The 26,585-nt window shown below is 47.4% G+C and carries 32 protein-coding genes and 1 pseudogene; 10 read left to right on the top strand and 23 right to left on the bottom strand.

Annotation, left to right across the window (positions count from 1 at the left end; all coding sequences use genetic code 11):
- Position 1 precedes the first annotated feature (1 nt).
- Positions 2–991, bottom strand: coding sequence for a phosphoribosyltransferase-like protein (locus TURPA_RS17425; protein WP_014804596.1), 990 nt, complete (start codon positions 989–991; stop codon positions 2–4).
- A gap of 173 nt (positions 992–1,164) precedes the next feature.
- Between TURPA_RS17425 and TURPA_RS24420 the strand changes: the two are divergent.
- Positions 1,165–1,477, top strand: a pseudogene (locus TURPA_RS24420) (hypothetical protein); the annotation flags it as partial.
- Between the two features lie 214 nt (positions 1,478–1,691).
- Here the strand turns inward: TURPA_RS24420 and TURPA_RS17415 are convergent.
- Positions 1,692–2,537, bottom strand: coding sequence for a hypothetical protein (locus TURPA_RS17415; protein WP_157210568.1), 846 nt, complete (start codon positions 2,535–2,537; stop codon positions 1,692–1,694).
- 532 nt (positions 2,538–3,069) lie between these two features.
- Between TURPA_RS17415 and TURPA_RS17410 the strand changes: the two genes are divergently transcribed.
- Positions 3,070–3,591: a hypothetical protein gene (locus tag TURPA_RS17410; RefSeq protein ID WP_014804593.1), complete on the top strand. Its 522-nt coding sequence runs from the start codon at positions 3,070–3,072 to the stop codon at positions 3,589–3,591.
- Positions 3,592–3,690: 99 nt separating this feature from the next.
- Here TURPA_RS17410 and TURPA_RS17405 read toward each other — a convergent pair whose 3' ends face one another.
- Entirely contained in the window at positions 3,691–4,302 is a 612-nt protein-coding gene (locus TURPA_RS17405) for a hypothetical protein (RefSeq protein WP_014804592.1), read from the bottom strand.
- A 1,103-nt stretch (positions 4,303–5,405) separates the two neighbouring features.
- Here TURPA_RS17405 and TURPA_RS17400 point away from each other — a divergent pair.
- On the top strand, positions 5,406–5,696 hold the full coding sequence (locus TURPA_RS17400; protein ID WP_014804591.1) for a hypothetical protein: 291 nt from the start codon (positions 5,406–5,408) through the stop codon (positions 5,694–5,696).
- Positions 5,697–6,072: 376 nt separating this feature from the next.
- On the opposite strand, the gene TURPA_RS17395 is transcribed toward TURPA_RS17400, so the two are convergent.
- The 7 genes from TURPA_RS17395 to TURPA_RS17375 form a co-directional block, all read right to left on the bottom strand.
- Positions 6,073–6,471: a putative toxin-antitoxin system toxin component, PIN family gene (locus TURPA_RS17395; protein ID WP_014804590.1), complete on the bottom strand. Its 399-nt coding sequence runs from the start codon at positions 6,469–6,471 to the stop codon at positions 6,073–6,075.
- Positions 6,468–6,737, bottom strand: coding sequence for an AbrB/MazE/SpoVT family DNA-binding domain-containing protein (locus TURPA_RS17390; protein WP_014804589.1), 270 nt, complete (start codon positions 6,735–6,737; stop codon positions 6,468–6,470). The genes TURPA_RS17395 and TURPA_RS17390 overlap by 4 nt, the downstream gene beginning before the upstream one ends.
- 367 nt (positions 6,738–7,104) lie before the next feature.
- Positions 7,105–7,578, bottom strand: a complete 474-nt coding sequence (locus TURPA_RS17385) for an SRPBCC family protein (RefSeq protein ID WP_014804545.1) — start codon at positions 7,576–7,578, stop codon at positions 7,105–7,107.
- A 336-nt stretch (positions 7,579–7,914) separates the two neighbouring features.
- A complete protein-coding gene (locus TURPA_RS17380) occupies positions 7,915–8,643 on the bottom strand; it encodes a hypothetical protein (protein WP_041948652.1) in 729 nt (242 codons plus the stop codon).
- Between the two features lie 928 nt (positions 8,644–9,571).
- Positions 9,572–10,150, bottom strand: a complete 579-nt coding sequence (locus TURPA_RS23655) for a hypothetical protein (RefSeq protein WP_014804587.1) — start codon at positions 10,148–10,150, stop codon at positions 9,572–9,574.
- A 271-nt stretch (positions 10,151–10,421) separates the two neighbouring features.
- A complete protein-coding gene (locus TURPA_RS24415; RefSeq protein WP_014804586.1) occupies positions 10,422–10,754 on the bottom strand; it encodes a type II toxin-antitoxin system PemK/MazF family toxin in 333 nt (110 codons plus the stop codon).
- Positions 10,735–10,935 (bottom strand): hypothetical protein, encoded by a 201-nt coding sequence (locus tag TURPA_RS17375; protein WP_041949526.1) that lies wholly within the window; start codon positions 10,933–10,935, stop codon positions 10,735–10,737. Before TURPA_RS17375 ends, TURPA_RS24415 begins: the two co-directional genes overlap by 20 nt.
- A gap of 483 nt (positions 10,936–11,418) precedes the next feature.
- On the opposite strand from TURPA_RS17375, the gene TURPA_RS17370 reads away from it, so the two are divergent.
- Complete coding sequence (locus TURPA_RS17370; protein ID WP_014804555.1) at positions 11,419–12,375, top strand: SH3 domain-containing protein; 957 nt, start codon at positions 11,419–11,421, stop codon at positions 12,373–12,375.
- Positions 12,376–12,733: 358 nt separating this feature from the next.
- Here the strand turns inward: TURPA_RS17370 and TURPA_RS17365 are convergent, their stop codons facing one another.
- Together TURPA_RS17365 and TURPA_RS24410 are read right to left on the bottom strand one after the other, a co-directional pair.
- The gene (locus tag TURPA_RS17365; protein WP_014804584.1) at positions 12,734–13,030 is read right to left on the bottom strand and encodes a type II toxin-antitoxin system RelE/ParE family toxin; all 297 of its coding nucleotides are present in this window, start codon (positions 13,028–13,030) and stop codon (positions 12,734–12,736) included.
- Positions 13,027–13,254 carry an addiction module protein gene (locus TURPA_RS24410; RefSeq protein ID WP_014804583.1) on the bottom strand — a complete coding sequence of 76 codons (228 nt, stop codon included), beginning with the start codon at positions 13,252–13,254 and terminating at the stop codon, positions 13,027–13,029. The genes TURPA_RS17365 and TURPA_RS24410 overlap by 4 nt, the downstream gene beginning before the upstream one ends.
- A gap of 461 nt (positions 13,255–13,715) precedes the next feature.
- Here TURPA_RS24410 and TURPA_RS17355 point away from each other — a divergent pair, with 461 nt between their 5' ends.
- The gene (locus TURPA_RS17355) at positions 13,716–13,946 is read left to right on the top strand and encodes an addiction module protein (RefSeq protein ID WP_014804582.1); all 231 of its coding nucleotides are present in this window, start codon (positions 13,716–13,718) and stop codon (positions 13,944–13,946) included.
- Positions 13,930–14,253, top strand: coding sequence for a type II toxin-antitoxin system RelE/ParE family toxin (locus TURPA_RS23650; protein ID WP_014804581.1), 324 nt, complete (start codon positions 13,930–13,932; stop codon positions 14,251–14,253). Before TURPA_RS17355 ends, TURPA_RS23650 begins: the two co-directional genes overlap by 17 nt.
- Before the next feature lie 229 nt (positions 14,254–14,482).
- On the opposite strand, the gene TURPA_RS17350 is transcribed toward TURPA_RS23650, so the two are convergent.
- From TURPA_RS17350 to TURPA_RS17305, 10 genes are all read right to left on the bottom strand, one after another.
- Positions 14,483–15,055 (bottom strand): hypothetical protein, encoded by a 573-nt coding sequence (locus TURPA_RS17350; protein WP_041948651.1) that lies wholly within the window; start codon positions 15,053–15,055, stop codon positions 14,483–14,485.
- Between the two features lie 248 nt (positions 15,056–15,303).
- Positions 15,304–15,711: a hypothetical protein gene (locus tag TURPA_RS23645; RefSeq protein ID WP_014804579.1), complete on the bottom strand. Its 408-nt coding sequence runs from the start codon at positions 15,709–15,711 to the stop codon at positions 15,304–15,306.
- A gap of 366 nt (positions 15,712–16,077) precedes the next feature.
- Entirely contained in the window at positions 16,078–16,434 is a 357-nt protein-coding gene (locus TURPA_RS17340) for a hypothetical protein (RefSeq protein ID WP_014804624.1), read from the bottom strand.
- 418 nt (positions 16,435–16,852) lie between these two features.
- A complete protein-coding gene (locus TURPA_RS22215) occupies positions 16,853–17,896 on the bottom strand; it encodes an adenylate/guanylate cyclase domain-containing protein (protein ID WP_014804577.1) in 1,044 nt (347 codons plus the stop codon).
- 144 nt (positions 17,897–18,040) lie between these two features.
- Entirely contained in the window at positions 18,041–18,634 is a 594-nt protein-coding gene (locus TURPA_RS17330) for a class I SAM-dependent methyltransferase (protein WP_157210567.1), read from the bottom strand.
- 26 nt (positions 18,635–18,660) lie between these two features.
- A complete protein-coding gene (locus tag TURPA_RS17325; protein ID WP_014804574.1) occupies positions 18,661–19,572 on the bottom strand; it encodes a sterol desaturase family protein in 912 nt (303 codons plus the stop codon).
- Positions 19,569–20,339 carry a sterol desaturase family protein gene (locus tag TURPA_RS17320; protein ID WP_014804573.1) on the bottom strand — a complete coding sequence of 257 codons (771 nt, stop codon included), beginning with the start codon at positions 20,337–20,339 and terminating at the stop codon, positions 19,569–19,571. Before TURPA_RS17320 ends, TURPA_RS17325 begins: the two co-directional genes overlap by 4 nt.
- A gap of 139 nt (positions 20,340–20,478) precedes the next feature.
- Positions 20,479–21,543, bottom strand: coding sequence for a helix-turn-helix transcriptional regulator (locus TURPA_RS22210; protein ID WP_014804572.1), 1,065 nt, complete (start codon positions 21,541–21,543; stop codon positions 20,479–20,481).
- Positions 21,544–21,563: 20 nt separating this feature from the next.
- Positions 21,564–21,914, bottom strand: coding sequence for a DUF3147 family protein (locus TURPA_RS17310; protein WP_014804571.1), 351 nt, complete (start codon positions 21,912–21,914; stop codon positions 21,564–21,566).
- 16 nt (positions 21,915–21,930) lie between these two features.
- Positions 21,931–22,596, bottom strand: coding sequence for an ArsR/SmtB family transcription factor (locus TURPA_RS17305; protein ID WP_014804570.1), 666 nt, complete (start codon positions 22,594–22,596; stop codon positions 21,931–21,933).
- A 67-nt stretch (positions 22,597–22,663) separates the two neighbouring features.
- On the opposite strand from TURPA_RS17305, the gene TURPA_RS17300 reads away from it, so the two are divergent.
- From TURPA_RS17300 to TURPA_RS17290, 3 genes are read left to right on the top strand one after another with little or no spacing between them, the layout of a single operon-like run.
- On the top strand, positions 22,664–23,224 hold the full coding sequence (locus tag TURPA_RS17300; RefSeq protein WP_217157588.1) for a class I SAM-dependent methyltransferase: 561 nt from the start codon (positions 22,664–22,666) through the stop codon (positions 23,222–23,224).
- Entirely contained in the window at positions 23,212–24,129 is a 918-nt protein-coding gene (locus tag TURPA_RS17295) for a YeeE/YedE thiosulfate transporter family protein (protein ID WP_014804568.1), read from the top strand. Before TURPA_RS17300 ends, TURPA_RS17295 begins: the two co-directional genes overlap by 13 nt.
- Positions 24,130–24,175: 46 nt before the next feature.
- A complete protein-coding gene (locus tag TURPA_RS17290; protein ID WP_157210566.1) occupies positions 24,176–24,919 on the top strand; it encodes a sterol desaturase family protein in 744 nt (247 codons plus the stop codon).
- Positions 24,920–25,240: 321 nt separating this feature from the next.
- On the opposite strand, the gene TURPA_RS24060 is transcribed toward TURPA_RS17290, so the two are convergent.
- Complete coding sequence (locus tag TURPA_RS24060; protein WP_041948648.1) at positions 25,241–26,089, bottom strand: hypothetical protein; 849 nt, start codon at positions 26,087–26,089, stop codon at positions 25,241–25,243.
- Positions 26,090–26,139: 50 nt separating this feature from the next.
- Here TURPA_RS24060 and TURPA_RS23170 point away from each other — a divergent pair, with 50 nt between their 5' ends.
- Positions 26,140–26,325 carry a hypothetical protein gene (locus TURPA_RS23170; RefSeq protein WP_157210534.1) on the top strand — a complete coding sequence of 62 codons (186 nt, stop codon included), beginning with the start codon at positions 26,140–26,142 and terminating at the stop codon, positions 26,323–26,325.
- Positions 26,326–26,585 lie beyond the last annotated feature (260 nt).

Here is a 26,585-nt window from a genome sequence, read left to right as displayed (position 1 = left end):
TTTACAGTTTAGTTTGAATATTTTCGACTTGGCTCGATGTGAAATTGCCAATGTGCAAAGCCTTTTTCAATTTGTAGCCTTTTGTGAGTAGGTTCAATACCGATATTAAATTCAACTTATCTATTTCCTCAATTTTACGAAAATCGTCCAAAAGTTCTGAATATTTTTGGACATTTACGGTCTTTAGCCGAAATATATCCCAGAACGATTTTTTGCTTTCAAAAAGAGGGTACATATCTTTAGGAATTGCACGATCAGTAAAGAGCGCCATCCATTCCTTACTGTCTTTCACCAGAATACCTGGTAAATTATTGGGAGCACCGTGCTGAAATACTATGTTCGTATGGACGCCTTTGAAGCCAAGATACATGGTCGGGCCAGAGGCTCGGCTCCCATATCTTGTTAACAAATCGACCAGATCTTTATTCCCAAACTGAAATAAACCGTCCCGATTCATTACAGATATGAAGTTTTCTTGTTTCAAATATTTGTGCCGCCTTCGTACAAACGCCTCACCTTCGGTCGTGATAGCATACGATACAATAAAAATCTTGCACAATTTGTATGAAAGCCAGCTCTTAATGGTCGGCGTAATGGCCGTCTTAAGATAACCGTCTAATCGCTTACCAGACCCCACAATATCATCAACCAAGACGATATTCTTCACCTTTTGGGCCCGCATGGATTCAAATGATGGTTCGATGCAAAACCTTCGCTTATCTTGCCTATAGAGATTCTTGAACATATGCCGAATTCTTCCAGAGCTGTCTGGAAGAAAATCTGCGGCATCTTGCCTGACGACCGGAAATAATGCTGTTCTGCTCTTAACGTCTTTAGGAATACTAGTGATTTGCTCGGTGATTGCCCCTTCAAATTCTGCAAAACTAACCAGTTTGAGACTTCTTAGAAACAAGGCAGCCAAAAGGTAATCATTGCTGTTCTTGAATTGTTTCAACCAATTCTGTGTCCGGTGGTGTTCTAGTATATTCATCCCTAAATGGCGTACAACGTTTGATTTTGCAAGACGATTTGGGGTGTGCCGTCTTCGGCGCAACCCAAATTGTGTCGAAGGCGACTGCGGCGCGCCCGCCAACAAAGCTCAACTGAGCTGCGGGCGTCGACGCATCTTCGTCGCCGAGACCGAGCACGCCTTTCGCGTAGCGAATGGCGGCGCAGCTTGTAAAATCTGTTGCCCGCCGTGCCGACTCGCGAGCGCGACGTCGCATCGATCGGGCAGGGGCTAGTCGCTCTCAAGCTCGCGATGCGTGGCCTGCGAAGCCGCAATACCGAATTCGAACAAATAGTAGGATTTCTGACGCAGACAAACCTCGAAGCCAGGAGCGCCAACCGAGCAGTCGTGCTTGCGCCAGTCGCCAAACTCTAATCTTCATCGAAATAGCAAGCCGCAAGCTCGACTGCACACAGTGCTTCTTCGATTTTTCGGCCACGCATAGGCATGGCGGGCAACGCGGAATTTACCCGACGTTGATGGTGCGCCACACAATAAAACCGGGCTTATTTGAAAAGCCGCATATTAAGCACCATCAATGTGGTCGGAGCGGCTCGCGGCGGCGCGCAAAAGCAAGCGTCCCGCTTGCGCGGCGTCCGCGATCTTTGCCGCGCAGACCCGAGCACGCGAGGAGCCACGGCACCGCAGCGAGCGCAGCGGGTAAATTTTGTTGTGTGCCGTGCTATTGTTCGACAGAAACCTTTGTGTATTTGCGCATCGCAGATGGAAGATCCCAAAAACCCGATTCTCTTCGATTTTTGGGCCTGATTTTCTGATATTTGTATGCAAAAAGCCCATTTCGCAGTTGATAGAAGCGGACAGTCGCACTGAAACCGTTTTGCCGAGCGTAATCTTCTGCGAAATATTCATAGCCTTTTTCAGCAACTTCAGCCACGGGAATATTTAGACCACCGACGCTTATTTCTTCATCCCTGCCGCAACTGTCGTAGCAGCTCGGCTTAAATTCAAATGTGGCTTCGATATATTTCGCCTGCGCACGCCAAGTACCTTCACCAAAGCCAAAATGACATCCTGAAGCGATTTCAAAGCGTCCGCCCGGAATAAAATCGATACGATCACACCCACCGCAGCCGTATTTTGACAGGCATCCGCCCTGAAAATTTTTCAAATTTGCATTTTGGGGTAGGATGCCGTAACTGCGAGAAGCAAGCCAGCCATCTCCTTGTTTAGTCTTCACCTTGTACCAAAAATAATTTCGCGCCTTGTGAACAACGTGAGGCATTGCCCGAAAGTAGACAAAGAATTTTGAATTGTCCGGAGCCTTCACCAGGGGCGTAGAATCAAAATTCGGCTTTGAATAGACCGTCTTTTCTGCTATCTCGTAAAAGTAGGCTTCATATTCAATTTTTTCATCTGCCGTGTATTCTTCAGATTTTTCGGCTGCCTTTTTCGTATTCTCTAATGTCGGGGCATTCTCAACCGATGGCTGTGGGGGTGACGATTGCCGCTGCATTTGGCATGCGACTAATATTGAGCAGAGTATTGTTACTGTGTAGATTGTTTTCATAGCATGGCACACAACGTTGGATTTACGAGAAGTTTTGGCGGCGCACTACGTCAATTATTTAATACGGTTATTGCATATTCAGCCGCCAAAATTTGCCCGAAGTGCCTGCCCGAGCCCGCCAATGCAGGCCCACCGGCCGGCGGGCGCAGGGCATCTTTGGCACGTAGGGCCGAGCACCCGAGGAGCTACGGCACCGCAGGGAGCGCAGCTCGTAAATCTTGTTGTCTGAAGTAATTGCGCCTGTGAGCCCGGCTAGGACGGCCGGGCGAATTTCCATGATCAAGCCAGTCTTGAAGTCATTCGCGACACTTCAGTATCGTATTTGCACAGACAAGAACAGCCGCTCTGACGCCAATGCAAACTTTATGGCTTAGCCTAGAAAAACAATTGAAATTTCAGGGGCCTTAAGGACAGAAGGTGGAAACGCTAACGCGATTACGGGGGCAACACGCATGATAGCGAATCCGCAAGTCAAATGTGGTCTAATCGAAGTCTACAAAGCGGAACGGTAACCTGTGTGCATCAAGAAATAATGACAATAGAAAAGCTTAGCGAGATTCTGCAATCATTGGCGACTGAATGGGCGGGTCGCCACGTTAGCCAGAAGGATTGGACCAGCGAAATAAAGACAGTGCTCACAAAAGCCTGTACTTTGCCTTCGGAGAATATTGGTGTCTATGCGCATTCTGTTAATCCTGGTGTAAAAACGGATTGGGGCGAGTGGCTCTGGGATTTCGTGGTTGCGAAGCAAAAGCCACATGAAAATTTGATATCAGAGGGCTTGAATATAGTTGATAGATTACTACTCATCGCGGAGATAGAATGGAATACTAAATATCGTGAAATTGCATTAGATTTTCAAAAGTTGGTGTTTGGTCAGGCGGACCTGAAACTATATGTTTTCCCTAAGAGCACTAAGGAAAACAATGAGGCCATATTTGGATTCTGTCAATCACTTACAAAGGTTCAAGGCGCCTCTCAGCAGGATAAATACCTCGTAATTGGTATGCCGTACAATGAATTTGGCCCCGAGATTGTCTGCAGATCGTGGTAAACGACAAATCCGATAGGAATAGACTTTTCCATGATGATTGGCTGACATTGCCGGCCTTATTTCGGCAACATCAGCTATCAGGGAATGAATTTTGGAGCTTTACTCAGGTGTTTCAGTCTGAGGAGCACTCACTTCAGAAGATTGTTGTGCTGCCGGCTTTGCGGAAAGCACCTTAACTAAAAAATCACCGCTCATATTTACGTCGATTATCTGAAACTTAACTTCGAACCGACCCTTTTCTTGAAGCGTTGCGGCTACTTTGTCGGCGGTGATAGATTTTAACTTTGTCTTCTTGTCCCAGCCAATTCGGCCAATGTAGTCTGATTTTGTCAGAATGTGAAATTGATTTCTTATGCTCATGCTATCGAGCTCGCTTTCGATCGTCGAGGGCCAACATGTCAACGAAATCCCATGATAACCGCCTGAATACCAGGAGTAAACTGGGCATTCAGATGTGGTTGTATAAGTTTTGCCAATTTTGAACAGATCAAACCTGAGGTCCCACATTTTGTTCTTAACTTCCTTTGCCTTTACTGTGCGACCATCTGCCTCCATTTCCTCCATAGATTTCTTGTATTCGACAACTTGTGCTAGGGAATCAGCGAGTTGCTTTGTATTTACTATGCCGCCAGCAAGAATCGCTGAAGCAAATATCGTAATCATCAATAGCCCTAGAGCGTAGGACTGAATCCTTATTTTCATGTTTATCATAGTGGTATAGGGAAATATTTAATCAGGACTCGTCAAGAAAATTGTAGAACGACCTCACTTGACACACGGTGCGCTTGCTTTGTGCTTCTCAAATCGGAAACAATGAAAAGCCCGCTCTTGGCCGCACGGTGCCGGCACGGATGCCGGCAAATTACGAGGCGCAATTATTTCAGACAACGTTGATTTTACGCTGACGTGCGCCTGCGGGTGTAAAGTGTTTTGCATTTCAACCATTGCGTTTTACGCGAAGCGCATGTGCCCGGAGCGCCTGCCTGAGGAGCACCAAACAAACGTCCCGTTTGTGCGACGAAGGCATCTTTGGCGCGCAGGGCCGAGCACGCGACCCAACGGAGTGGTCGCGGCGCAGCGCGTAAAATTTGTTCTATGTCGTTGCCGTCAAGCGGTCGCTTAGGGTAGGGCTGTGGCGTGTTCGCAAAACCCGCACTTTACCTGACGAGGCGCCAGAGGTTTTATCAAAGCGGAGTTCGCGAGCTCTCAGTAATTTCCGCCGCGTACGAATGAACGAAAGCTTGCGAACGTAGCGCAAGACGAAACCTGATCCATCGCGCCGACAACTCTTGGCGGGTTTTGCGAATACGCCTGGGTAAAACTCTTGCAGCGATCGCGGAGCGTCGCGATCTTCAAATGTAGCAATCGTTACACAACCAGCGTTGAAGCCTGGAAGGAGCTTACAATAACGAGGCACTCTTGGGCTTTTCTACCTCTTCGCGACGCTAGGCAATGACATAGAACGCGGGTTTTACCTTGACGTTTTTGCTTGTGGCGTCTTCGTCACAAGCAAAAATGTGCCCGGAGCGCCTGCCCGAGCCCGCCAATGCAGGCCCACTGGCCGGCGGGCGCAGGGCATCTTTGGCGCGGAGTGGCCGAGCACACGACCCAGCGGAGCGGTCGTGCGCGCAGCAGGTAAAACTTGTTGTCTGACGTGATCGCGCCTGGGAGTCTGGGCACGGATGCCCAGACGATTGCGGCAAAGCCGTTTAGTACAGCTTTTTTCTATGGCTTTACGCGGCATCTGGTAGATTCTGGTGGAGGCTATTCTATTGGAATAGCTCTCAATAGAATTCTTGGCGAAGGCAGTTATTATGAATTGGGAAGATCTCCTTTTTGGGAATATAGGCAGCATAGGCTTCTACGTTGTGATCATTTTAGCCCTGGGCATACGGAAAATCCGGGTCAAACTGTTCCGTTGGTATAGTCTGCTTATTGGTGTTGCTCTTTGCTCCTTTGTCGGCTATAAGCTGCAACCAATTATTGGTATTTTGGCAGCTATCCCAGCAGGTCTAATGGGCCTTTTTGCCTCAAGCATTTTGGCATTCTTGATCGCAGGCATGGAAGAATTGAGAAAGCGAAATAATTCCCGCAATCAGGCTTAGAATTTTTGTTTTATTAGGAAGTCTGTGTGGCGGAAGCCACTCGAAAAAATTCCGGTATGAAGAACATGTGTCATTGGGAGAGTTCGCGTGCAAGGATGCACGCGGAGTAAAAGGCGCGATCATGTCAGACAACGCGGATTTTACGCTGACGTTTTGACTTGCTGTGTCTTCGCAGCAAGTCAAAATGTGGTCGTAGCGGCTCGCGGCGGCGCGCCAAAACACACCTCCCGGTGTGCGCGTCGTCCGCGATCTTCTGCCGCGAAGACCCGAGGACGCGACCCAGCGAAGCGGTCGCGCCCGCAGCGCGTAAAATTTGTTGTCTGAAGTTTCGCGACCATGTCGTCATATCGCCGAAGCCAAGGATGGCGAGGCGAAACTAATGTCCTCGGAAAAACTCTAATAGGAAGGTTGCCGGAGATACGATTTTAATAGGAAAATCGGAAATGGATAAAATATCCTTATCCCCAGATATTAGATAATCGGCGCTTGACGCCAACCCTAAGGCCAAGATAAAGTTGTCATTGGGGTCGCGGCAAACATCGACTGTTTGCGTAACTGCAACAAATGTTGCTCTCTTGATCAAAGTCTCCTGCCAATGAGAGGCCAATTCGGAGTTTTTGGAAAGTCGCTCAATTACCTCAACGTATTCAGCAAGTAGCTCTGCGGACAGTACGAGTTCAAATTCTCCACTAAGCCACTTCGATACTATCTGAGCCGGTTTCCCAGACCAAATAATACCGGCGACAAAGACGTTTGTATCAATAATGACTTTCATCGAGCGCGTTTAGCGCGTGAGGCTTTGATAGCCTTTTGTAAATCCTTAGGCGTCACTTTGCGGTTTTTCATAACTTCTCGGGTGCGGCGAATAAGGGCATCAAACTCGGCCTTGTCTGGTTCATTTATCTTTTTGAGCAACAGATTGCTGCCGTCTGCTATCACAATGAATTTTGTACCCTCGCCGATAGATAATTGAGACCTAATACTCTTGGGGATTACTACCTGCCCTTTAGAGGAGACGCTCGTGATTTCAATAGTTTCCATATCACCCCTTGTAAGAATTTCTTACTAACGGTAAGATACAATTTTCACCATAACTTGGCAAGATATTCAGAGAGGTTTCGAATCGGCCATGGATGGCCGAAAGTACAAAGCAAATTAAGCGAAATTTCAGACAACGCGGATTTTACAAGACGTTTTGACTTGGAGCGTCTTCGCTTCAAGTCAAAATGTGCCTGAAGCGGCTCGCGAGCCCGCCTAATGCAGCCCCAAAGGGCGGCGGGCGCAGCGATCTTTGCCGCGTAAGGCCGAGCACCCGAGGAGCTACGGCACCGCAGGGAGCGCAGCTTGTAAAATTTGTTGTCGGCCGTAATTGCGCGGCCCCTCAGCCACGGAGGGCTGAGGGGCCTTTTCAAAATGGTTTTCTACGTTCCTTTTCAGGATATGAAGCTTGCCTTGAAATCTCTATATGTGACTTTAGTATCTGAATCGCTCCGCGCCAATAGAATTGCATATGTTGGTAAACAGATTCCGTCGGAAAGTTACTGATCTTTAGTGCTAACCTGCCGCCATTCCTTGCGCCTTCAATTACAAACCGGAGGTACGTGAAATTTTCGGACTCCGCCGGCAAGTTCGAAAGAGAACTCAAATGCGAATATTCCAATAACCGAGGAGGGTTGAAGGCAATAACCTGACCCTTGTTTTGAAAATAGTGGTCATGGAACACCGAAATGATTATTTCATTGCCAATTTGCCAATCGGTCTGCACCGTGATTTCTGCTTTCGGTGGTGACATCCATTTTTGCATCAATGCAGGCTGCGTTAGAAATGCCCATATTTTTTCGACAGGAGCAGAAATGTCCACCTCTATCAAAATGGGTTGCATGATTAACCAGGTGAAATACTATAATCGCAGGGTAATGCAAAAATACCCTCAATCGGCCAGAAGGGCTCGCATGGATGCGAGCGTGGAACAAGCCGCAATTATGGCCGACAACGTGGAATTTACCTGAGGTTGAGTGACGCTTCGTTCAACTTTGTCCTCTGTAAAGCCATTTTGCGTCACTCAATCTGCCCGGAGCGCCTCGCGGCAAAGCACAAAACAAGCGTCCCGCTTGTGCTTTGTCCGCGATCTTTTGGCGCGTAGGGCCGAGCACGCGAGGAGCCACGGCACCGCAGCGAGCGCAGCAGGTAAATTTTGTTAGGCGACGAAACGAACCGGTTATTGTAGGTCTCGCGAATCTAATCTTTTTGATAATTGATCGATGTCAGAGTCAGGGTTGTTTGTATAGAAAAAATAGAGTGCTGAGGTAGGTTTATTGGGATTCAGCGCAATCTCAGGCTTGTCGAATCCCCCGAAGAAAAAATAGTCATTAAAACTGCTTTGAGTCGCATCAGTACGTTCATAAACCACGAGATCGAGCAATTTTGAATGAAACGGCGATGTCGCAGGCTGTGATAATAGAAAGTGGCCAATATCACGAGTGTGGCCATTTTCCTCTTCTCTTTTTTCAGTCAGAGTGGGGCCAACTATGCCATTAGCAAAATTTTGTTTCATTGCCGCATAATAGCGATCTTTATCATACCAATGACCGACCATGTTGATGCCATGAGTTGTACCAAGATTCAAATTACAGTTGAGTGTCTTTTGCCTCTTGGACGTTCGGCTTAGATACTTTAAATTTTCTGTCTGGCTGAAGTCCTTAAGATTAAAGGCTGTCCAGGTAAACAGATGTCCAAAATAATTCTCAGGGGTGGATACCTGCTTCCTAACGGTCGTAATGATTTTGCCGTCTTGCGAAAAATGACACTCACCATCCGGATGCCAAGAGAATTTAATATCATGATCTGTTATGAATGTATTTTCTTTCTGGAATAGACTTACGTCGTGTCGTCTTTGACCGTTGCCCGGCATGTTATAGTAGCCATAAAAACCCTTTATATAGGACATATCAGGAAAGGAAAGATACACATCGCCGCGACTCGAAAAAAGTATCGTGCTCAGAAAATATGTTTTGCCCTCATACTTCGCGCAAATGTTGAATCTGGATGATGTATGGGCAGAAGCATAATCTTCGTTTTGTCGCCTAACGTGCAATTTTACAAGACGATTTGGGGTGCGTCGTCTTCGGCGCAACCCAAATTGTGTCGAAGGCGACTGCGGTGCGCCTGCCAACTAAGCTCGACAGAGCGCAGGCGTCGACGCATCTTCGTCGCCGAGACCGAGCACGCCAATCGCGAGGCGATTGGCGGCGCAGCTTGTAAAATGTGTTCTAAGCCGTTGCCGTCAAGCGATCGCTAGAGAGCAGGGTGTGGCGTGTTCGCAAAACCCGCGCTTTACCCGACGAGCAGCGCGAGGTCTGCACGAAGCGGAGTTCGCGAGCTCTCGCTAATTCCCGCCGCGTACGAATAAACCAAAACTCGCGAACGCAGTGCGAGACGAAACCTGATCCATCGCGCCGAAAACTCTTAGCGGGTTTTGCGAATGCGCCGGGGTGAAATTCTGCAGCGATCGCGGAGCGTCGCGATCTTCATCTGTAGCAGTCGTTACACAACCAGCCTTCAAGCCTGGGAAGCGCTAGCAATGATGATCGGCTCTTAGTGATAATGCCATTCTTCGCGACGCTAGGCAATGGCTTAGAACGTTGGATTTACCTGACGTCGATGGTGCGCCGCACAATGAATACAGTCTTCTTACAGAAGCCGCTCTTGGCGCGCCATCGATGTGCCGTAGGTGGCTGCGTTGCGCCCGCCAATTAAGCTCGACAGAGCGCGGGCGTCAACGCATTTCAGGCCACCGGAGGCCGAGCACGCGAGGAGCTACGGCACCGCAGCGAGCGCAGCAGGTAAATCTTGTTGTGTGCCGTAGCTTTTCAGGGTTAAAAAGCATATGAAAAGCCAAGCGTGACCATTGTGCGGAAATAATCGAAAAAATTACCTGTTGTCCAATCAAGGTGGCCGCGCAATACCCAAGTTAAATTTAAAAGAACTGATTCTTTCAGTACAAACTTAATTGTTGGACTAAAGTTGATTCTAAGACCATTGCGCCAACCTGACGAGCAGTGCGGGAAGAAACAATAAACATATTCGCTACCTACAGAACTATGCAAGTTCAGGTATATTGTACTGGAAATGGAAAACACTCGGCCGAGACCAAGATTCGGTCGAAAATTCATGTTTGAGATTTCAAAAGGATTATTGTCATACTTCGTATAAAAGTATTCGAATGCAGAACCAGTGGACACATACCATCTTTCAAGAAAGAAATAGCCCAGTTCAGGATATAGTAGGGCTGTAACTGATTTGCTGGAATAGGCTTTTTCGTACCAACCAGAGAAATTGCCTGATATTTCGGTCATACCTTTCGTTCCATATGCCCAGGGAGTAGGATTAATTGGCTGAGGATTGATCGTAGTTGCCCCAAGTAGGATAGCGGCTATTAAAGGGATTGTTTTCATTTGGATAGACTCCTTTATTCTAAAGCTATGGCACACAACGTTGAATTTACACGAGGTTTTGGCTTGTCGTGTCTTCACGGCAAGCCAAAATCTGCCCGAAGCGCCTGCCCGAGCCCGGCAAAATACACCTCACGGTGTGCCGGGCGCAGGGCATCTTCGGCGCGTAGGGCCGAGCACCCGGTGGCAGCGAAGCGAACCGGGGCGCAGCGTGTAAATTTTGTTAGCTGCTGTTGCCGGTTCGATAGCCGAGACCACGGATGGTCGAGGCGAATTATTTGCACCCAAGTTTATTGCAGTATGCTGCTTTGATCTCTTGAGATTTTGCCTCAGACAGGGCTCCGACTCTATGGCGAATGAGCGAGGAGTGCAATGTATATATTTTATCAAATCGGGCAAAGCTCGTTCTCGGCAGGGTGCCACTCTTTAGGTCTGCCTGCTCAATTCGTATTGAATCGGGATGTCCCTGATTCGAGGTGACGGATAAGCAAATGAAATCGCCATTTCGGTCAGGTGACGCAATAACCACTACCGGTCGTTGTTTAGACCGGGTTAGATCAGAAAAAGGAAAGTTGATTGTGATTAGCTCAAACGGGCTTAAAGTCATTCCAGGCATCGTCCTCGTCATTTTCCCATGTACTTGAAAGGGATTCTGACTGCGCCAGCATCAAGTTGGCATCATCAATCCCGTGTTTTTTCTCTAAATACCCAATAAAATCAATTACTTCCTGGACGATTGGCTGAGGCAGCCTTTGCAATTCTTGGTATGCTAATTCTGCCAAGCTCATGAGATACCGCCGGCCCATATTTCCCGAAATATCTTGCGCTGTAAACCTTTATTGCCAGCAAGAATGCAACGGTGATGTTTGCTCAATATTTGCCGTGCCAATAGCTTGAAAACCCGGCATGGATGCCGGGAGATAGAATTTTACCAACCGGCAATTGCAGCTAACGTTGGATTTACGAGAAGTTGATGGTGCGTCGCACAATACAAGCTGGCTTATTAGGAAAGCCGCATACCAAGCACCATCAATTTGCCGAACCCACAGCGTTGCGCCGCACCGAATGCACGTCACGTGCGTGCGGCGTCAACGCTTCTTTGTGGGTGAGGCCGAGCACCCGAGGAGCTACGGCACCGCAGGGAGCGCAGCTCGTAAATCTTGTTCTATGACGTTGGCGCGGCATGCAAGCGAGGCCATGGAGGGCCGAGCGACCCATTTCGGAAGATTTTTGAATTTACGCGCGCTTTCGGACGCAGTTTCTTAACCCTTATGCAATGCTTCAGCTTATCTCGGCCAGTCTTACTAGCAGCATTTCTCTTCGTCAATATTTGCTGCCAGACGGAGCAACGGGGCAACGCGAAGCCCAAGGAAATTTTTCGAGGCGTTTTTGCCTTAGGCGGCTTGAATATTAGAGAAAAGCCTGCTCGAGATTCTGCGAAGCTCGGCTGGGCAGCGGAGAATGAATTCGTGCAAATACTACAATATTCAGATGCGATTACGGAAGTCGAAGGAATTTCAGGAAAATGGGCAAAAGTCTCATATAATTCTATAGAAGGCTGGGTTTTTGAGCCGTTCCTGGCGGCTCAAGAAACTGCAAAGGTCTGTATTCAAACAAAGAGTTACGAAAGCGCTCAATACAAGGCGCCTAATTGGACCTTAAAAATCATTTGTGGCTCAAATGACGAAGATTTATTGCTCAATGCTGCCTGGTACTATAGAAAATGGTGGCGAGATAGAGAGGGTAATTACTTGGAACAGCCGGATCGGAAACGGCAAAGAGAGATTATTAAGAATATTCGAGCAGACCTGAAGATTCAAGACCGGCGCGGTAATGTAGCTTTGGTAAAAAGAACGAGTACGGCCCTTGATTATGCTACCTTCACTGAAAACTCGGATATCTGGATTCTCAAGGATAATTCTTGGCAATTCTACGAAGGTGTTTATGGCTGGGGTAAATCTTTCTTATCAGATCTGAACAATGACGAATTGCCGGATGTGATAACAGAATACGGATGTTGTGGTAACACGCGTGTGAAAGTAATGGTCGGTGAGCCAACCATTGTTCTTAAAACAGTATTTGATCAACATTTCTCGGAAATTGGCGAATATAAACTTATTGCAAAAAAGTGCGAAGCCTTTCGTCTTAGAGGTCGTTTGACGAAACCAGAGGTTAATGCTGAATTTCGTTTTGATTGTGCTAAGAATATCGTCTTTAAATCAAAATAACAATGCCGCAACATCGCCCGCACGGATGCGGGCGGATAAGAGTGCCGCGCCAATGTCATAGAACGTGGATTTTACGCTGACGTTTTTTGACGCTTGTGTCAATTATTCAATCTGTAAAGCCGATTAGCGTCAAAAAATGTGGTCGTAGCGGCTCGCGGTGGCGCGCGAAAACACACCTCTCGGTGTGCGCGTCATCCGCGATCTTCTGCCGCGGAGACCCGAGCACGCGACCCAGCCGAAGGCGGTCGCGGCGCAGCGCGTAAAATTTGTTCTCTGACGTAGTTGCGCTTGTAAGCCCCGCCAAGGATGGCGGGGCGATTGAAAGAGTCTTATGCGGAAAATGCTTAAATAAAGGGCCTTATTCTTCGAGTCTCTTGCGCCAATAATCCGGTTCCCGGTGGCAGTGCATAATTGCCAGAATGAAAATTTCTTCATCTACCTTTGAATATATCACCCCATAAGGAAATCGGTTCGTTAAGCAAGATCGAATGCCGTCTCCTAATGGGTTCCAAGCCTCTGGGAATTTTAATATATTTTGTATAGAGTCATGAACTTCTATTGCAAAATCATAACCTAAGCCAATCTCGCGTTCTTCGTAGTAATCAATAGCGTGATTAAATTCGGCTTCAGCCTCAGGATGAAATGAATACGTCAATCGGCAAACCGCTTATGAATTTTCGCGAAAACTTGGTCGCCAGGTATTGGTTTCACCCTGCCAGACTTTAGCTCTGCTAAACGCCTCTTGGCGACAGCTGTCCATTGGGCTTCAATCTCAGGATTCGGTTGGTTTAGAGTTCTCAGCAGAGAATCTACGATCTTTGCCCTAGCTTCTATTGGTAGGGAAGAGGCCTCCTGAATCAATTCACTAATGCCTTGCATGCTTGTATATGTTACCAAGATCAAGGCATTTCGGCAACACTTTTGCGGTATTTGCCTAATGCCGCTACTTATGTTGCGCCGCCACGGAGGGCGGCGAGATATAAAGCGCAACTATGTCAGACAACGCGGAATTTACCTGACGTTTGGTGACGCATGTGTCATTATTTCAGCCTGTAAAGCCTATTTGCGTCACCAAATGTGCCCGAAGCGCCTGCCTGAGGAGCACCAAACAAACGTCACGCTTGTGCGACGAAGGCATCTATGGCGCGTAGGGCCGAGCACCCGAGGAGCTACGGCACCGCAGGGAGCGCAGCAGGTAAATTTTGTTGTCTGTCGTGTTCTGCCAACGGCCAATACCTTGATTTCACTATACAGATGTTGCAATTTGTCATTTGATAGCCCAGCAACGATCTGTAAATGAATATGGCTTTTCAGCCCTGCGGCCTGTGTGACGATAGCCTATGGGGATCGAACAGGCAATTGCAATGATAAAAAGTCAAGATTTGAGCACGGAAGCAGCTATTCTCGATGATATTTGGTTTGATTTGCAACAAAAAGTAATGAATTCGCCAATTCCGGCTGAACACCAACTTATTTTAGATGAACGGTTGGATAAGATTGAGGCCGGGCAAGCGATATTCACCGACTGGAAAACACTCAAATCGAAGCTACTGAATGCCAAAGCCCATTGATATTGTTGGTGAATGTGTCGACGAAATTGCGGTTGCTTACGAAACTTATGAAAAAATAAGCCAAGAATTAGGAATGAGATTTCTGGATGCCATTGACAGAACCCTAGAAAGTCTTATTTCTAATCCAGAAATTGGGCCGGTGTGCCATCGCGGAGCACGGAAAATTGTTCTTACCCGGTTCCCTTTTATCTTGTATTATATCGAACGTCCGTCAAACACGCAGTTGATTGCCTTTATACACGCGAAGCGTGACCCAAGATCAATTAGAACTGTCCTAACGGAACGAGATTATACCAGCAGAACATGACAGACAACGCGGAATTTACCTGACGTTTGGTGACACTTGTGTCATTATTTCAATCAGAAAAGCCGTCTTGTGTCACCAAATGTGCCCGGAGCCACTCGCGGCAAAGCGCAAAACAAGCGTCCCGCTTGCGCTTTGTCCGCGATCTTCGTGGCGGAGCGGCCGAGCACGCGAGGAGCTACGGCACCGCAGCGAGCGCAGCAGGTAAATTTTGTTGTCTGAAGTGCGGCGTTCAGACAGATAAGGCCTTGAAGAACTTGCGGCAACTTCGGATACTGCTCGTTATGAGCATTGTGGTTATGTAAATTGGCGATACGGTCATTATAATAGCCATGATGTTCTTGCCTGAGACTATCGGTATGGCAAAAGAGAAATCTGAATTGAACCAAATAAGCCACGGTGGTATACTCAATATGGCCCCAAAGGATAAGATATTGGTAAAATTGAGTTTGTAATCTATGACAAATGAATCTGATTCTTCACGGAGATCGATATCAACACGCCCGATGCCCCGGAAAATGCTGTTTCTTGGTATGACGGTAAAATAAATACCACCCCGAAAAGATATCCTGTGCGAGGGCAAGATAATGGGGTTCGTGACACCTTCGGCAGCCAAATTACTGATAATTTTCTGCTGAAGGGCGTTCAAGTCCTTGCTGTCACTTCTCGGTATTACGGTTTTTGAGCTGTATCGCATATGAACATTCTTCTCCTGAGCAATGGCTGCTTTGATGGAATATGAAATTTGTCGCCGCATTTCAGACAACGTGGATTTTACGCTGACGTTTTTTGACGCCTGTGTCATTTGATCAATTTGTAAAGCCGATTTGCGTCAAAAAATGTGGTCGTAGCGGCTCGCGGCGACGCGCGAAAACACACCTCCCGGTGTGCGCGTCGTCCGCGATCTTTGCCGCGAAGACCCGAGCACGCGAGGAGCTACTGCACCGCAGCGGCGCAGCGCGTAAAATTTGTTGTCTGAAGTGTCATGCCCATCGTTAACGCCTCTGACACGGCAAGGAGGGCGTGTCAGAGGCGCCCTCTCGGCATGAATGATCAGTTCGGTGAATACCCTTTATCCTTGCAGGTTCCGCTATCGCAAGATAAATTTGGCGTCATTGGTGTATCACAGGTTCCACTCATTTTACTATCTTTGACGCATTTCTCGATGATCGAATTGTAGCCATCAACTTTTTGCAGCAATTCTGTTTCATTTATATTTTTCTTAGAATAAATAAGGTAACTGCTCGGGCCACCACAATGTTTATACCCATAGGCTTTATACGCACAATCTTGTACGGTGATACAAGTCTTGTCAGAGATTATCGCCTGAATCTGTTTGTCCAAGTCTGAAGCACCAGGACATTCGCCAGAATTAATAGTGGTTGCAGTATTTTGCCAGCATGCACTTAGAATTAAAGCCGCTGAAATCGATATTGATCGGAATAGCTTGATCGGTTTCATTCCACTTTTTAAAGCCCAATATTGGTTTGTAAATCACTTCCCAAAAGGTGCTAACCCGCCATGGATGGCGGAGATAACCATGGGCATGACATTTCAGACAACGTTGGATTTACGAGAAGCTGATGACGCGCCGCACAATAAAAGCAGGCTTATTAGGAAAGCCGCATACTAAGCGTCATCAATTTGCCGAACCCACAGCGTTGCGCCGCACCGAATGCACGTCACGTGCGTGCGGCGTCAACGCTTCTTTGTGGGTGAGGCCGAGCACCCGAGGAGCTACGGCACCGCAGGGAGCGCAGCTCGTAAATCTTGTTGTCTGAAGTGGGCGATTGGGATGAGATAACGAGACATGGATGTCGAGTTAGATTAACAGAAAGGTGCATATATTGGATTTTTCTTGAGCTGTCTTCTCCGCTCCTGAGTATTGGCTTCGCGGAGACTTTCCTGCCAATCTCTATAGGCGGATTCGAAATCAGAATCATCTCGCTTCAAAAATTGTAAATATATGGGAATGTCGTCTCTGACTACAAGATACATATCTAGGCTATTTAAATGCAGCATGACTTCATGAGATATGCGATCACCGGCCAGCCAGCCCTCGTAGCTGTCTTCCCCTGGCAAACATCGGGCTGATGCCCAGCGCCAAACATCGTTCTCCGTCAGCTTTGCTTCAGTCCATTCTGTTAAGACCTGAATTATTTGGTTTCTGGCGGTTTCTGGCATTACCTAGCTCTGGGATAGATACTAACGATTCTTACGGCTTCAAGAATATTGTTATGCATTTGGCATGTAAAGCATTGCACAGTCTTGGCGAGCCATGGATGGCGAGCTCTTTTCGGAGAAAGTCTTTCGCCCATTTCAGACAACGCGGAATTTACACGACGAAATGGCTGGAGGCGTCTTCGCCGCAAGCCATTTTGTGGTCGGAGCGGCTCGCGCACGGCAGGCAAAATGCACATCATTCTTGCCCTGCCGGGCGCGATCTTTGCCGCGCAGACCCGAGCACGCGAGGAGCCACGGCACCGCAGAGAGCGCAGCGTGTAAAGTTTGTTAGGCGAAGTTCGGTCTGTATAGTATTTTGGCAAACACGAGGTTTGCCAAAAGTTAACCAAGTAAAGTGGATTTCGACGATATTGTAGTCTCAGCTGCTTCTGGCTATTGAAAAAAGCTCGATGCCGTCTGCTTTGCCCCGCAGTACGACTGGACCAAGGGGTGAGAATTGGTATTCCCTTTGTTTTTCCAAAGCATCTTTCAACTCGCCTGAAATCAGGAGATTCTGGCCGCATTCGCGGGTGTATGCGGCGATGCGTGCCGCCGTATTCATGACGTCACCGATGAGTGCAATCTCGCGTTTTAAGACGCCAACTTCACCGATAACCAACTCGCCCATGTGGATGCCGGTACGAAACTCAGGTGAATGACCGTAGCGCTTTTTGTAATGCTCCGAGTGCTCCTCGAAAAATTTCTGAATCAGCAGCGGTAGTTTTAAGCAGTTACCCTCGCGCAGGCCGCGAGGGACAGGCCAACTCAGGATAATTTCATCGCCGACATATTTATAGATTTCTGCATCAGTAGCAATAATCGCCTCCGTCAGGTCTGAAAATGTTTCCGACATAAAGTCCAAATATCTCTGGTCACCGAGCTTCTCTGTCAGCGTCGTTGAGGATTTCAAATCCATGAACAGGACGATACGCTTCTCATATATCGGGTGATGGTAGCGGCCGGTGATGAAATTTGCCATGACGCGAGGCCCCAAGAGCCGACTGTTTTGTAGAAGGAAATTTAGCAGTAGCGAGAAAATTAGGGCAGCGCCGAGGGCCTGATAAAAATGCTGGCGGGCGATATCTGTTCCTGTCGGCAACAAGACAAAATGCTCGTACTCCATAATAAAACGTCCGAGGGCTCGGCCAAACAGGATGAGAAAACTATAGGCGATAGAGTTCAGTATGAGGGTTCGTACAAAGCTCAATCTTGAGAAGAATCGCCGCAGTAAAACATCTGAAATAATGAGCTTGTAAGTGCTAAGAAAGCCCACGATGAAAAAACCATCTACCAAACCGTTAGCAAAACTGTGCCAACCGACATAGCCGTTGGCGCTGTAGTTTTGCCACGAACTGATACTCGTAGCAAACAAGGAAGCTATGACCGTGAGTTTTGCTGCAAGAATTGCGTTACGTTTGAGCATATTATCTGTTTATCCTCTCCAAGATTGTCACAACCAACGCCAATGTGTTTTTATCAATCTCCGGGTCTTGGGCAAAAAAATGATCGGTTTTGGGCGAAAGGATAGAAAGGCTATTTGGGCCAATGATGCCCGGCAGGACACGGGTCATTTAGCCTCAAATACCATGAAGCTCTGCAACGGTAGGTAATCCTCGGTTTGCACGATCTTGTACCCCGCCGCATCCATTTCATTCCGAATGGTCTCCGGTGGTGTTTGATGATCTTTTGAAACAAAGATGCGCAGCACCATGCCCATTTCCAGATGGTGGTCGATTACTGCAATACGCCCGCCGGGAGCAAGATGGGATTTTAATTTCTCAAAATACTTTATCTGCTCAGGCAAATGGTGGTAAACATTTACCGAGAAGATTACATTCACTTTTTGACCCTTAAGGTCGATCAGCGAACCGTCATAAACTGACGCATGCAGGTTTGGAATCTTCTCTTCCGCAACTCGCCCTTGAATCTTGGCGATGGCTTTCTCATCGACGTCCAGCGCAAACACCTGACCTGAAGGTGCTACTTTCTCTGCCAAAGCGAAAGTGAAGTAGCCACTGCCTGGGCCTAATTCCAGCACCTTATCATCTTTCTTTAAGTTAAGGGATTCGATAACCCGGTCGCGCCACTGCCAACCATCGCGCTTATAGATGCGCGAATACTGTAGTTTTGAGAAATTTGCGCACGAGATTAAAAGAAGCATAGTTGCGCATATGAGTATTCTGATTTTCATTTTGATTCCCCTTGAAGGCTCTTTGTTGGTTTTGCGTTAAAGAAAGAATTTGGTAACAATGGAGCGAAAAGCTGCCATAGCCAAAATTTAGGATAGAAGTCTTCGGTAATCCCCGGCTGAATCAATCTGTTATCCTGGGGAAGACGCAATGTTCCGAAGATAATGTCCATGAAAGTGAAAGCTCCCGAGAAGTTCGAGTTACGAAACTCCGGATCGATGGCATGGTGGGCATGATGGACCAGCGGCGTTACAACAACATAATGCATGAAGTGCGGCAGTTTTACGGCAATATTCGCATGCCCTAAGTTTCCCAGCGTATTCGAAAATATCCCGTAAGCAAAGACTAACTCCCCCGGAGAGCCCATAACGACAAACGGTAGGTTCAGAACCAGAATACGCACCATAATTTCGCCCGCATGCAATCTGCCCGATTTCAGGACGTGCATTTGTTCCGCGTTGTGGTGTAGCGCATGGAATCGCCAGAAGAAACTCCGATGGTGCATGCGGTGCTGCCAATAAAATACGACTTCTGAGATAAGGGCAACGAGAGCAAACTGCCATGCGATATGCCAGTGCGTCGGCCAAAGACCTGTGATGTTCTTCTCTGAAAGATATGCAGTGATCGAGATAGAGGCAGATGCGAGAATCAATCGCGGTATTCTTCCGGCAAACTCCGTCGAAAAAATCGCATGCAGAATGTCGTTCGGCGATTGCCAATCTTTGAAGAGCGACCACTCTTTGCGGAGTGGGATCGCTATCTCCGTCAGGCCAATCAGCACCATGTTCACGACGCTTGCGAGGAAGACGGACAACCCCGCAGAAAGCCCCACTTCGCGCAGATACACGTATGCGACGAGACTCAAAACGACGATCAGCGGATAGGCTACGTACCGAAGCACCGTTTTCATTTTGACGCTCCGATAGCGTTCTGGCGAAACCTTTCCGCATATTCCGGATGTTCTGTTCTCATCCAGTGATCCCACCACGTAAAATACAGCGCATAGTTATAGTTAAATGTCTCGTGATGCAGATCATGGTGTGTCGTCGCGGTACTCCAGAATGTGAATCGGCTTTTCACAAACCAACGGGGAAAAAGTTCATAGCCCATGTGCCCCCAGATGTTTCTGACGATCATGAAGATGAGATAAGCAAAGAGAATCGCGGGATGAAACGGAACCGTGAAAACCATGATGAGATAGAAGGAAGCCTGCACTACCGCTTCAGGTGGTGCGAAGGCATAGGCGGCCCACGGTGAAGGTTGCCGCGAATAGTGGTGAACCTTGTGGAAGAGTTTATACAAGGGCTTGGCGTGCATCAGGCGATGAGACCAGTAGAAATAGGTATCATGCAGTACCATCAGCAGAAAAAAGCTCGCATAATAATAGATAGCGCCATACTGCTCGCGATCCGTATAGATTTTCGTGTACCCGCCCGTGATGGCAAAGAACAGCGCCGTCCCGATGATCGAGAAGATGACTGCTGTGCTCAGTGAAAATGCAATTTCCCGGATATGCTGAGTCGCCCGCCAAGGCGTCGCCTGAATACGATACTTCTGTAATACTTTCCGCCCCAGCCAAACAAGGCTAAAGATGGCCGCCGCCGGGATCAGGTATCGAAAGAGATCGATAGCAAGAATCGCCAGCCAGATCTCCGTTAAGCTCGAATTTTCGTTCATAAATCCTCCCAATAACGCCGTTTGGAATGCCGTTTCAGCGGCTGGCGTCAGGGAGGTTTTAACCCGAAAAAAAGTGAAAATCTACTCCATTGCAGAATCAACTGATTGATTTCAAAATCAATCAGGAAAAAATCGTGTTTTAGGCGGATTTCTTGCGAAATTCCGTTGGCGTCATGCCTTTCCGTTCTCTAAAAGCCTTATTGAAGGGAGCAAGCGAGCCAAATCCCAAATCCATAGCTATGCGGATAATGGGGGTTGAAGCCTGTTCCTTATCTGCCAGAATGCGGGCAGCTGCCGTGATTCTGAGCTCGTTCAGGTAGTCGTTAAAATTGCGATACCCCAAACCAGCATTGATAAGTCGTCGCAGGATGTATTCCTGAGTTTCGAGAAATTTAGCCAACTCGCGAATCGATAGGCTTTCTTGCGTATAGATTTTGCCGGTATCCATTGCTTTTTCCAATTTTGACAAAAGCTCTTGGTTGACCGTCTCGCGTTCCGGGATAGCCGTGCTTTTCGTCACGATGGTGTTAACTTCGCCCAGGGTACCGCTGCGAACCGTAAACATTTTTGAAGCAAAATACCAAACTGTCGCAAGAATGCCCGCCGAGTGTAGCAGATCAAGCATTGGGGGCGCATGCTGGCCTTGATAAGCCAATTCGGAAATGAGGACAAGCAGCATATATGCACTCGTAATCGCTATAAATTTGATCCTAAAATTTCGCCGCGATTCTATCAGGTCTGCCTTTCTCTTCAGGAGAGTTTTGCCGAGCGCGACTAGAATAAATACAAGTGAAACAGTCTGTGGTAGGGCACGAAGCAATGTCAAGAAATCACCGTATTGTAAGTGGCCATCAGCTGCGTAAACCCTGAGATAAATGATAAGATAAAAATTCACAGCTTCTATGAAAACGAATAGAGCGAGATGATGCCAGCGAAAGCGAAATTTGTCTTCGAAGAGAGATTCGGTCAATAGGTAGAACGTCAGGGGTGCGACGAAACAGCCCAAGTGGACAAACCAAAGAAACCATTCGGAAACGCTTGAACCGTGGAAAATTTGACAACCTAAATAACCAGCGATTGACAGAGTAAATAAGCCGGACGCAAGAGCACGTGCCGAAAAACGGCCTGCGATGAAAAGTGTTGAAGATGAAAAAAGCAGAATGGCTATCGCTGCGATTTTTAAAAAAAATGAAATATCGTGCATATATCAGGGTTATCGGTTTCTTAATACAAATCAATGCCAAACTTTCTAAAAATCATCGAACAGATAACAAAGCTCAACACGGTGCCGATTGTGAATAGCACCATGGCTAGACTAAATCCGAAGCTGCGAAGCAGTATCGGAAATAGTAAAAACAGCGGAAGCGTAGGAATTACATACCAGAATGTATAGTAGGCATGGTTCGCAATTTTTTCTTCGGATTGATTTTCGGCAGAAAGCCAAAATAGGGTGAGAATCGTCATTAAGGGCAATGCTAAAATCAATGCGCCGAATTTGTCACTGCGCTTCGCAATTTCTGACGCCAATACGATGAAGCCAGCAGTTACCGCATATTTGAACAAAATGAAGCTCATGAATATACCGTAGTTCCTACGCGACCTGAATGGGCAGCCCTTTTTGCCGCCATTGCGGCAAACCTTCGCTTAAGCGACTCGCCTTGAAGCCGTGTCTTTCAAGTACGGCGACTGCTTCGACGGATAGGACACAGTATGGCCCCCTGCAATACGCGACGATTTCTGAACCCTTAGGCAAATTCGTAAGTTCTGCCTCAAGCTCCTTTAACGGAATTGAGCGTGCGCCTTCAATGTGGCCAGCGTCAAATTCGTCATGTGGTCTAACGTCGATAAGAACGATATCACGGTTCTTGATCGCAGTGATAATCTGTTCGGCATCGTAGCGAGAAAGCGTGTCTTTTTGATCGAAGTAAGAACGGATAATTTCACTTGCTGCGGGTGACGATTTGACAGCGGTATTTGCGAGTGCATCGGTTAGAGTCTGGGCAACTTCGGTTTGGGCGTAGTAAATAAAAATTCCCTCGCGACGGCTACGGACAAGCCCTGCGCGGGACATTGTTTTAAGATGTTGGGAAATATTGCCAATTTTCTGATTACATTTCTGGGCCAGAAACTCAACCGAACACTCCATTTGCGCCAAATAATCCAGCATTTCCAGCCGGATAGGGTTTGAAAGCGCCTTTGCTACCAAGCTGAACTCGGCAAAAAGGGCTTTTTTAATTGACGATACACCCGTTTTCATATATTCTATTATTTCATAGAATACTAAAATATAAAGGATTTGGCCAATGAAAGTTAGAGATAGTGGAATGCCGGATGAAGAATACTGGGAATCGCTCTTTGATATTGAGACCGCCATGCAACGAGTCGGCCCCCTGACCGGTGTGGTCGATGCTGTAGAATTTGGTTCGGGTTATGGCACGTTTTCTCTTCCCCTTGCAAAGAAAATCAGCGGTCAACTTTATGCGCTGGAATTGGAGACGGACCTGATTCATCGGCTAAAGGCAAGGGCCGAAAGTCAGAACGTAAACAACATTATCCTTAAACAAATTGATTTTGTAGCGCAAGGAACAGGCATTGCGGCGGCCAGCGTTGATTATGTCTGCCTCTTCAATATTCTGCATTTTGAAGAACCGGTAAAGTTAATAGATGAAGCAAGGCGCATTCTAAACCCCGGTGGCCTACTAGCCGTGATGCACTGGCGTTTTGACGATAAAACACCGCGCGGCCCCGCGATGGATATACGACCAACGCCGGAGAAAATGCGCTTATGGCTAAACACGGGGAAATTTCAAAACTCAGAATTTTTTGATCTGCCGCCATATCACTATGGTTTCATGGCAAAGAAGGAGGTCGAATGGAATTTATGATTCCGGGTCTTCTGTTTGGATATGCTTCTGCAAAGGGAAAGTTTTGTCTCAATTCAGGATTCGCTGATGCCGCAAAAGGAGATTTTCGCAAGTTTAATATCTTGCTCGTTGCGATTCTTGGGCAAATTATCTTACTCCCAATTTTCCTTCGCCTGGGATATGTGCCGCTTCATTTTTCAAGTTCTATAATAGGCATCTTGATTGGGGGATTTCTTTTCGGATTGCTCATGCCCGTCGCCGGCGGCTGTACCGCAGGTGCAATGTTTAAAGCAGGCTCCGGCGATACTGTTGCTGTGGCTTCAACCGTAGGATTTTTGGCTGCGATCGGCGTCGCTTACCATACACCGGCAAAAATCTGGCTCGGAAAACTTGAGCCGACACTTCTGCCAGCTCCGGATATAGAGATGCGGTATTTTTTTGCAGTCGGCAGCATTGTTTTCTTACTTTATCTGCTATTCCGTGCAAAGGATGCCAAACCCAACGGGGCCGACTGGTCGTGGAAAAGAACAGCTGGTTTAGTTTCTCTCGCCCTAACACTGCATGCAATTCTCTCCGGCTTGCGCGGCAAAGCCGTCGGCGTATTCTTCATTCCCGGATTTATCGATCTCTGGACTCTGAATCTTTCACCGGACTTATTCTTCTTACTCGCCGTACCGCTTGGCGCCATGCTAACACTGGTTGGCTCGCAAAAGCAGACTTGGCAGAGAATCAGCATTAGAAACCTTTTGTCACGTTTGCTGGCCGGTTTTGGTCTGGGGCTCGCGGCGGCCATTGCGGGTGGATGCAGTGTCGGATATAGCTTAGGATTATTGCCTTCATTGTCATTGCATGCTCTTGCTGCCATTAGCAGCATTTTTTTAGGCCGAATGGCTTCGTTACAGATGGGTAAATATTATGCAAAATGAACTTTTGAAATTTTTGATGATCTATAATTTTTGGCTAATACTTTTCGTGGGAATATTTATCGCAGCCGAAAAAATACTGCCAGCGCGGAATCAAAGTTTTTTCACTAGACCACTTATCGGACAGGATATCTTTTGGTTCACCTTTAATACCCATCTATTCGGATTCATCTATGCATTTCTTTGGAATTATGGACCACTGGACATATTCAGCAATTTCGAAGCTTATTTGCGGCCAAAATTGGCCTTTTTGTCGCTTGCAAACCGGCCTTTTTGGCTACAATTTCTAATTCTACTTTTCGTTCAGGATTTTCTGGAATGGGGGATACACAATCTTCTGCATCGCGTCCCCTGGCTGTGGAGTTTTCACAAGCTCCATCATAGCATTACAGAAATGGATTGGATCGGTAATTACCGTTTTCATTGGTTTGAGGTGCTTGTCTATCGATCATTAAAGTATCTGCCCTTGTTTTTGCTCAACGCAGATTATCTGGCCATTCTGGCCGTTGCTGTGGTTGCAACCGCTTTCGGAAATTTCAATCATTCAAATCTGAAAATTTCACTCGGGCCACTGAAGTATATTTTCAACTCACCAAAATTCCATATTTGGCATCATGCTAAAATAGAGAAACCACACAATTTTGCAATCGTGTTCTCGTTCTGGGACTACTTATTTCGAACCGCCCATACAGAAAATAGAACCCCTGAAATCGGGTTTATCGGAATGGAAAAATATCCTTCAAGCTTAGTGGAACGATTGATTTATCCGATGCTCGGCAAAAGCCGAAATTAGCATAATTGATCGATTTGCAAACTATGCGAACATAAGAAAGAATCGCGCCATGGAAGGCGCGAGATGACAAGAAATCTCTTCACCGAATTTCGCCTAACGTGGAATTTACCTGACGTTTGGTGACGCTTGTGTCATTATTTCACGCTGTAAAGCCTATTTGCGTCACCAAATGTGCCCGAAGCGCCTGCCTAAGGAGCACCAAACAAACGTCCCGTTTGTGCGACGAAGGCATCTTCGGCGCGTAGGGCCGAGCACCCGAGGAGCTACGGCACCGCAGCGAGCGCAGCAGGTAAATCTTGTTGTGTGCAGTGCTTTGTAGTGTCAGAACATGTAGCCTGCGGTGACACTAATTCGAATGCCGCTATACCGAATGGTTGGCATATTGTAGTTGTAGGTCGTCGATAGATTGTTCTCGTTAATGGCGTACGGAATAGACATGTTGGGCGTTGCTACAAAACCAAAATCGACACCCACAAACATAGGGTTTGCAAAGTAATAGATACCTGCCTCTATACCAGCATGAAAACTGAATTCTTTGCGCACGTCACTCGTAATTTGATAGTTACGATTTTCGTTTGGGGATAAGTATTTCGGATTACCTATTTCGACGCTGCTATATTGGCAGCCAATTACGGCATTTAACCCCAATAATATACTCCGATCACTTGCGAGAAGGTGAATACCTGGTAAAACACCGATATTGCCATACGACTCTTGTACTGAGAATTTCTGTCCGACGGCACCCGTATCACCCACGGCTGAGCCAATATTCCCGCCAACCCCAAGTGTATACATTAATCTGCCTTGCATTTTCAAGATGCGATGATATGAGCCACCCAATCTGGCTATATTGGGTACGCCCAGTACGACATTGGCCTTAATGATATTGCCAGCCTTGATTGGTTCAAAGTCTTCTTGTGTCTCGGTATCTGCACCATAGGCAACCGAGACGATTATCAGCGGTATAACAGCCATGAGGACTTTTCTTATCATTTCTCGGGCCACAAAATTTTCAAAGCATTGCACACAACGTTTGATTTTGCAAGACGATTTGGGGTGTGCCGTCTTCGGCGCAACCCAAATTGTGTCGAAGGCGACTGCGGCGCGCCCGCAAACAAAGCTCAACTGAGCTGCGGGCGTCGACGCATCTTCGTCGCCGAGACCGAGCACGCCTTTCGCGTAGCGAATGGCGGCGCAGCTTGTAAAATCTGTTGCCCGGCGTGCCGACTCGCGAGCGCGACGTCGCATCGATCGGGCAGGGGCTAGTCGCTCTCAAGCTCGCGATGCGTGGCCTGCGAAGCCGCAATACCGAATTCGAACAAATAGTAGGATTTCTGACGCAGACAAACCTCGAAGCCAGGAGCGCCAACCGAGCAGTCGTGCTTGCGCCAGTCGCCAAACTCTAATCTTCATCGAAATAGCAAGCCGCAAGCTCGACTGCACACAGTAACTCTTCTATTTTTCGGCCACGCATAGGCATGGCGGGCAACGTGGATTTTACCTGACGTTTGGTGACACCTGCGTCATTAATTGCGTTGTGTAAAACCGCATTGTGTCACCAAATGTGCCCGGAGCGCCTCGCGGCAAAGCACAAAACAAGCGTCCCGCTTGTGCTTTGTCCGCGATCTTCGGGCGCGTAGGGCCGAGCACGCGAGGAGCTACGGCA

Origin of the sequence: Turneriella parva DSM 21527 (genome assembly GCF_000266885.1) — a bacterium.
Lineage (GTDB): Bacteria > Spirochaetota > Leptospiria > Turneriellales > Turneriellaceae > Turneriella > Turneriella parva.
Note: the sequence above shows the minus strand (reverse complement) of the source record. Positions and strands in the feature narration are given on the sequence as shown.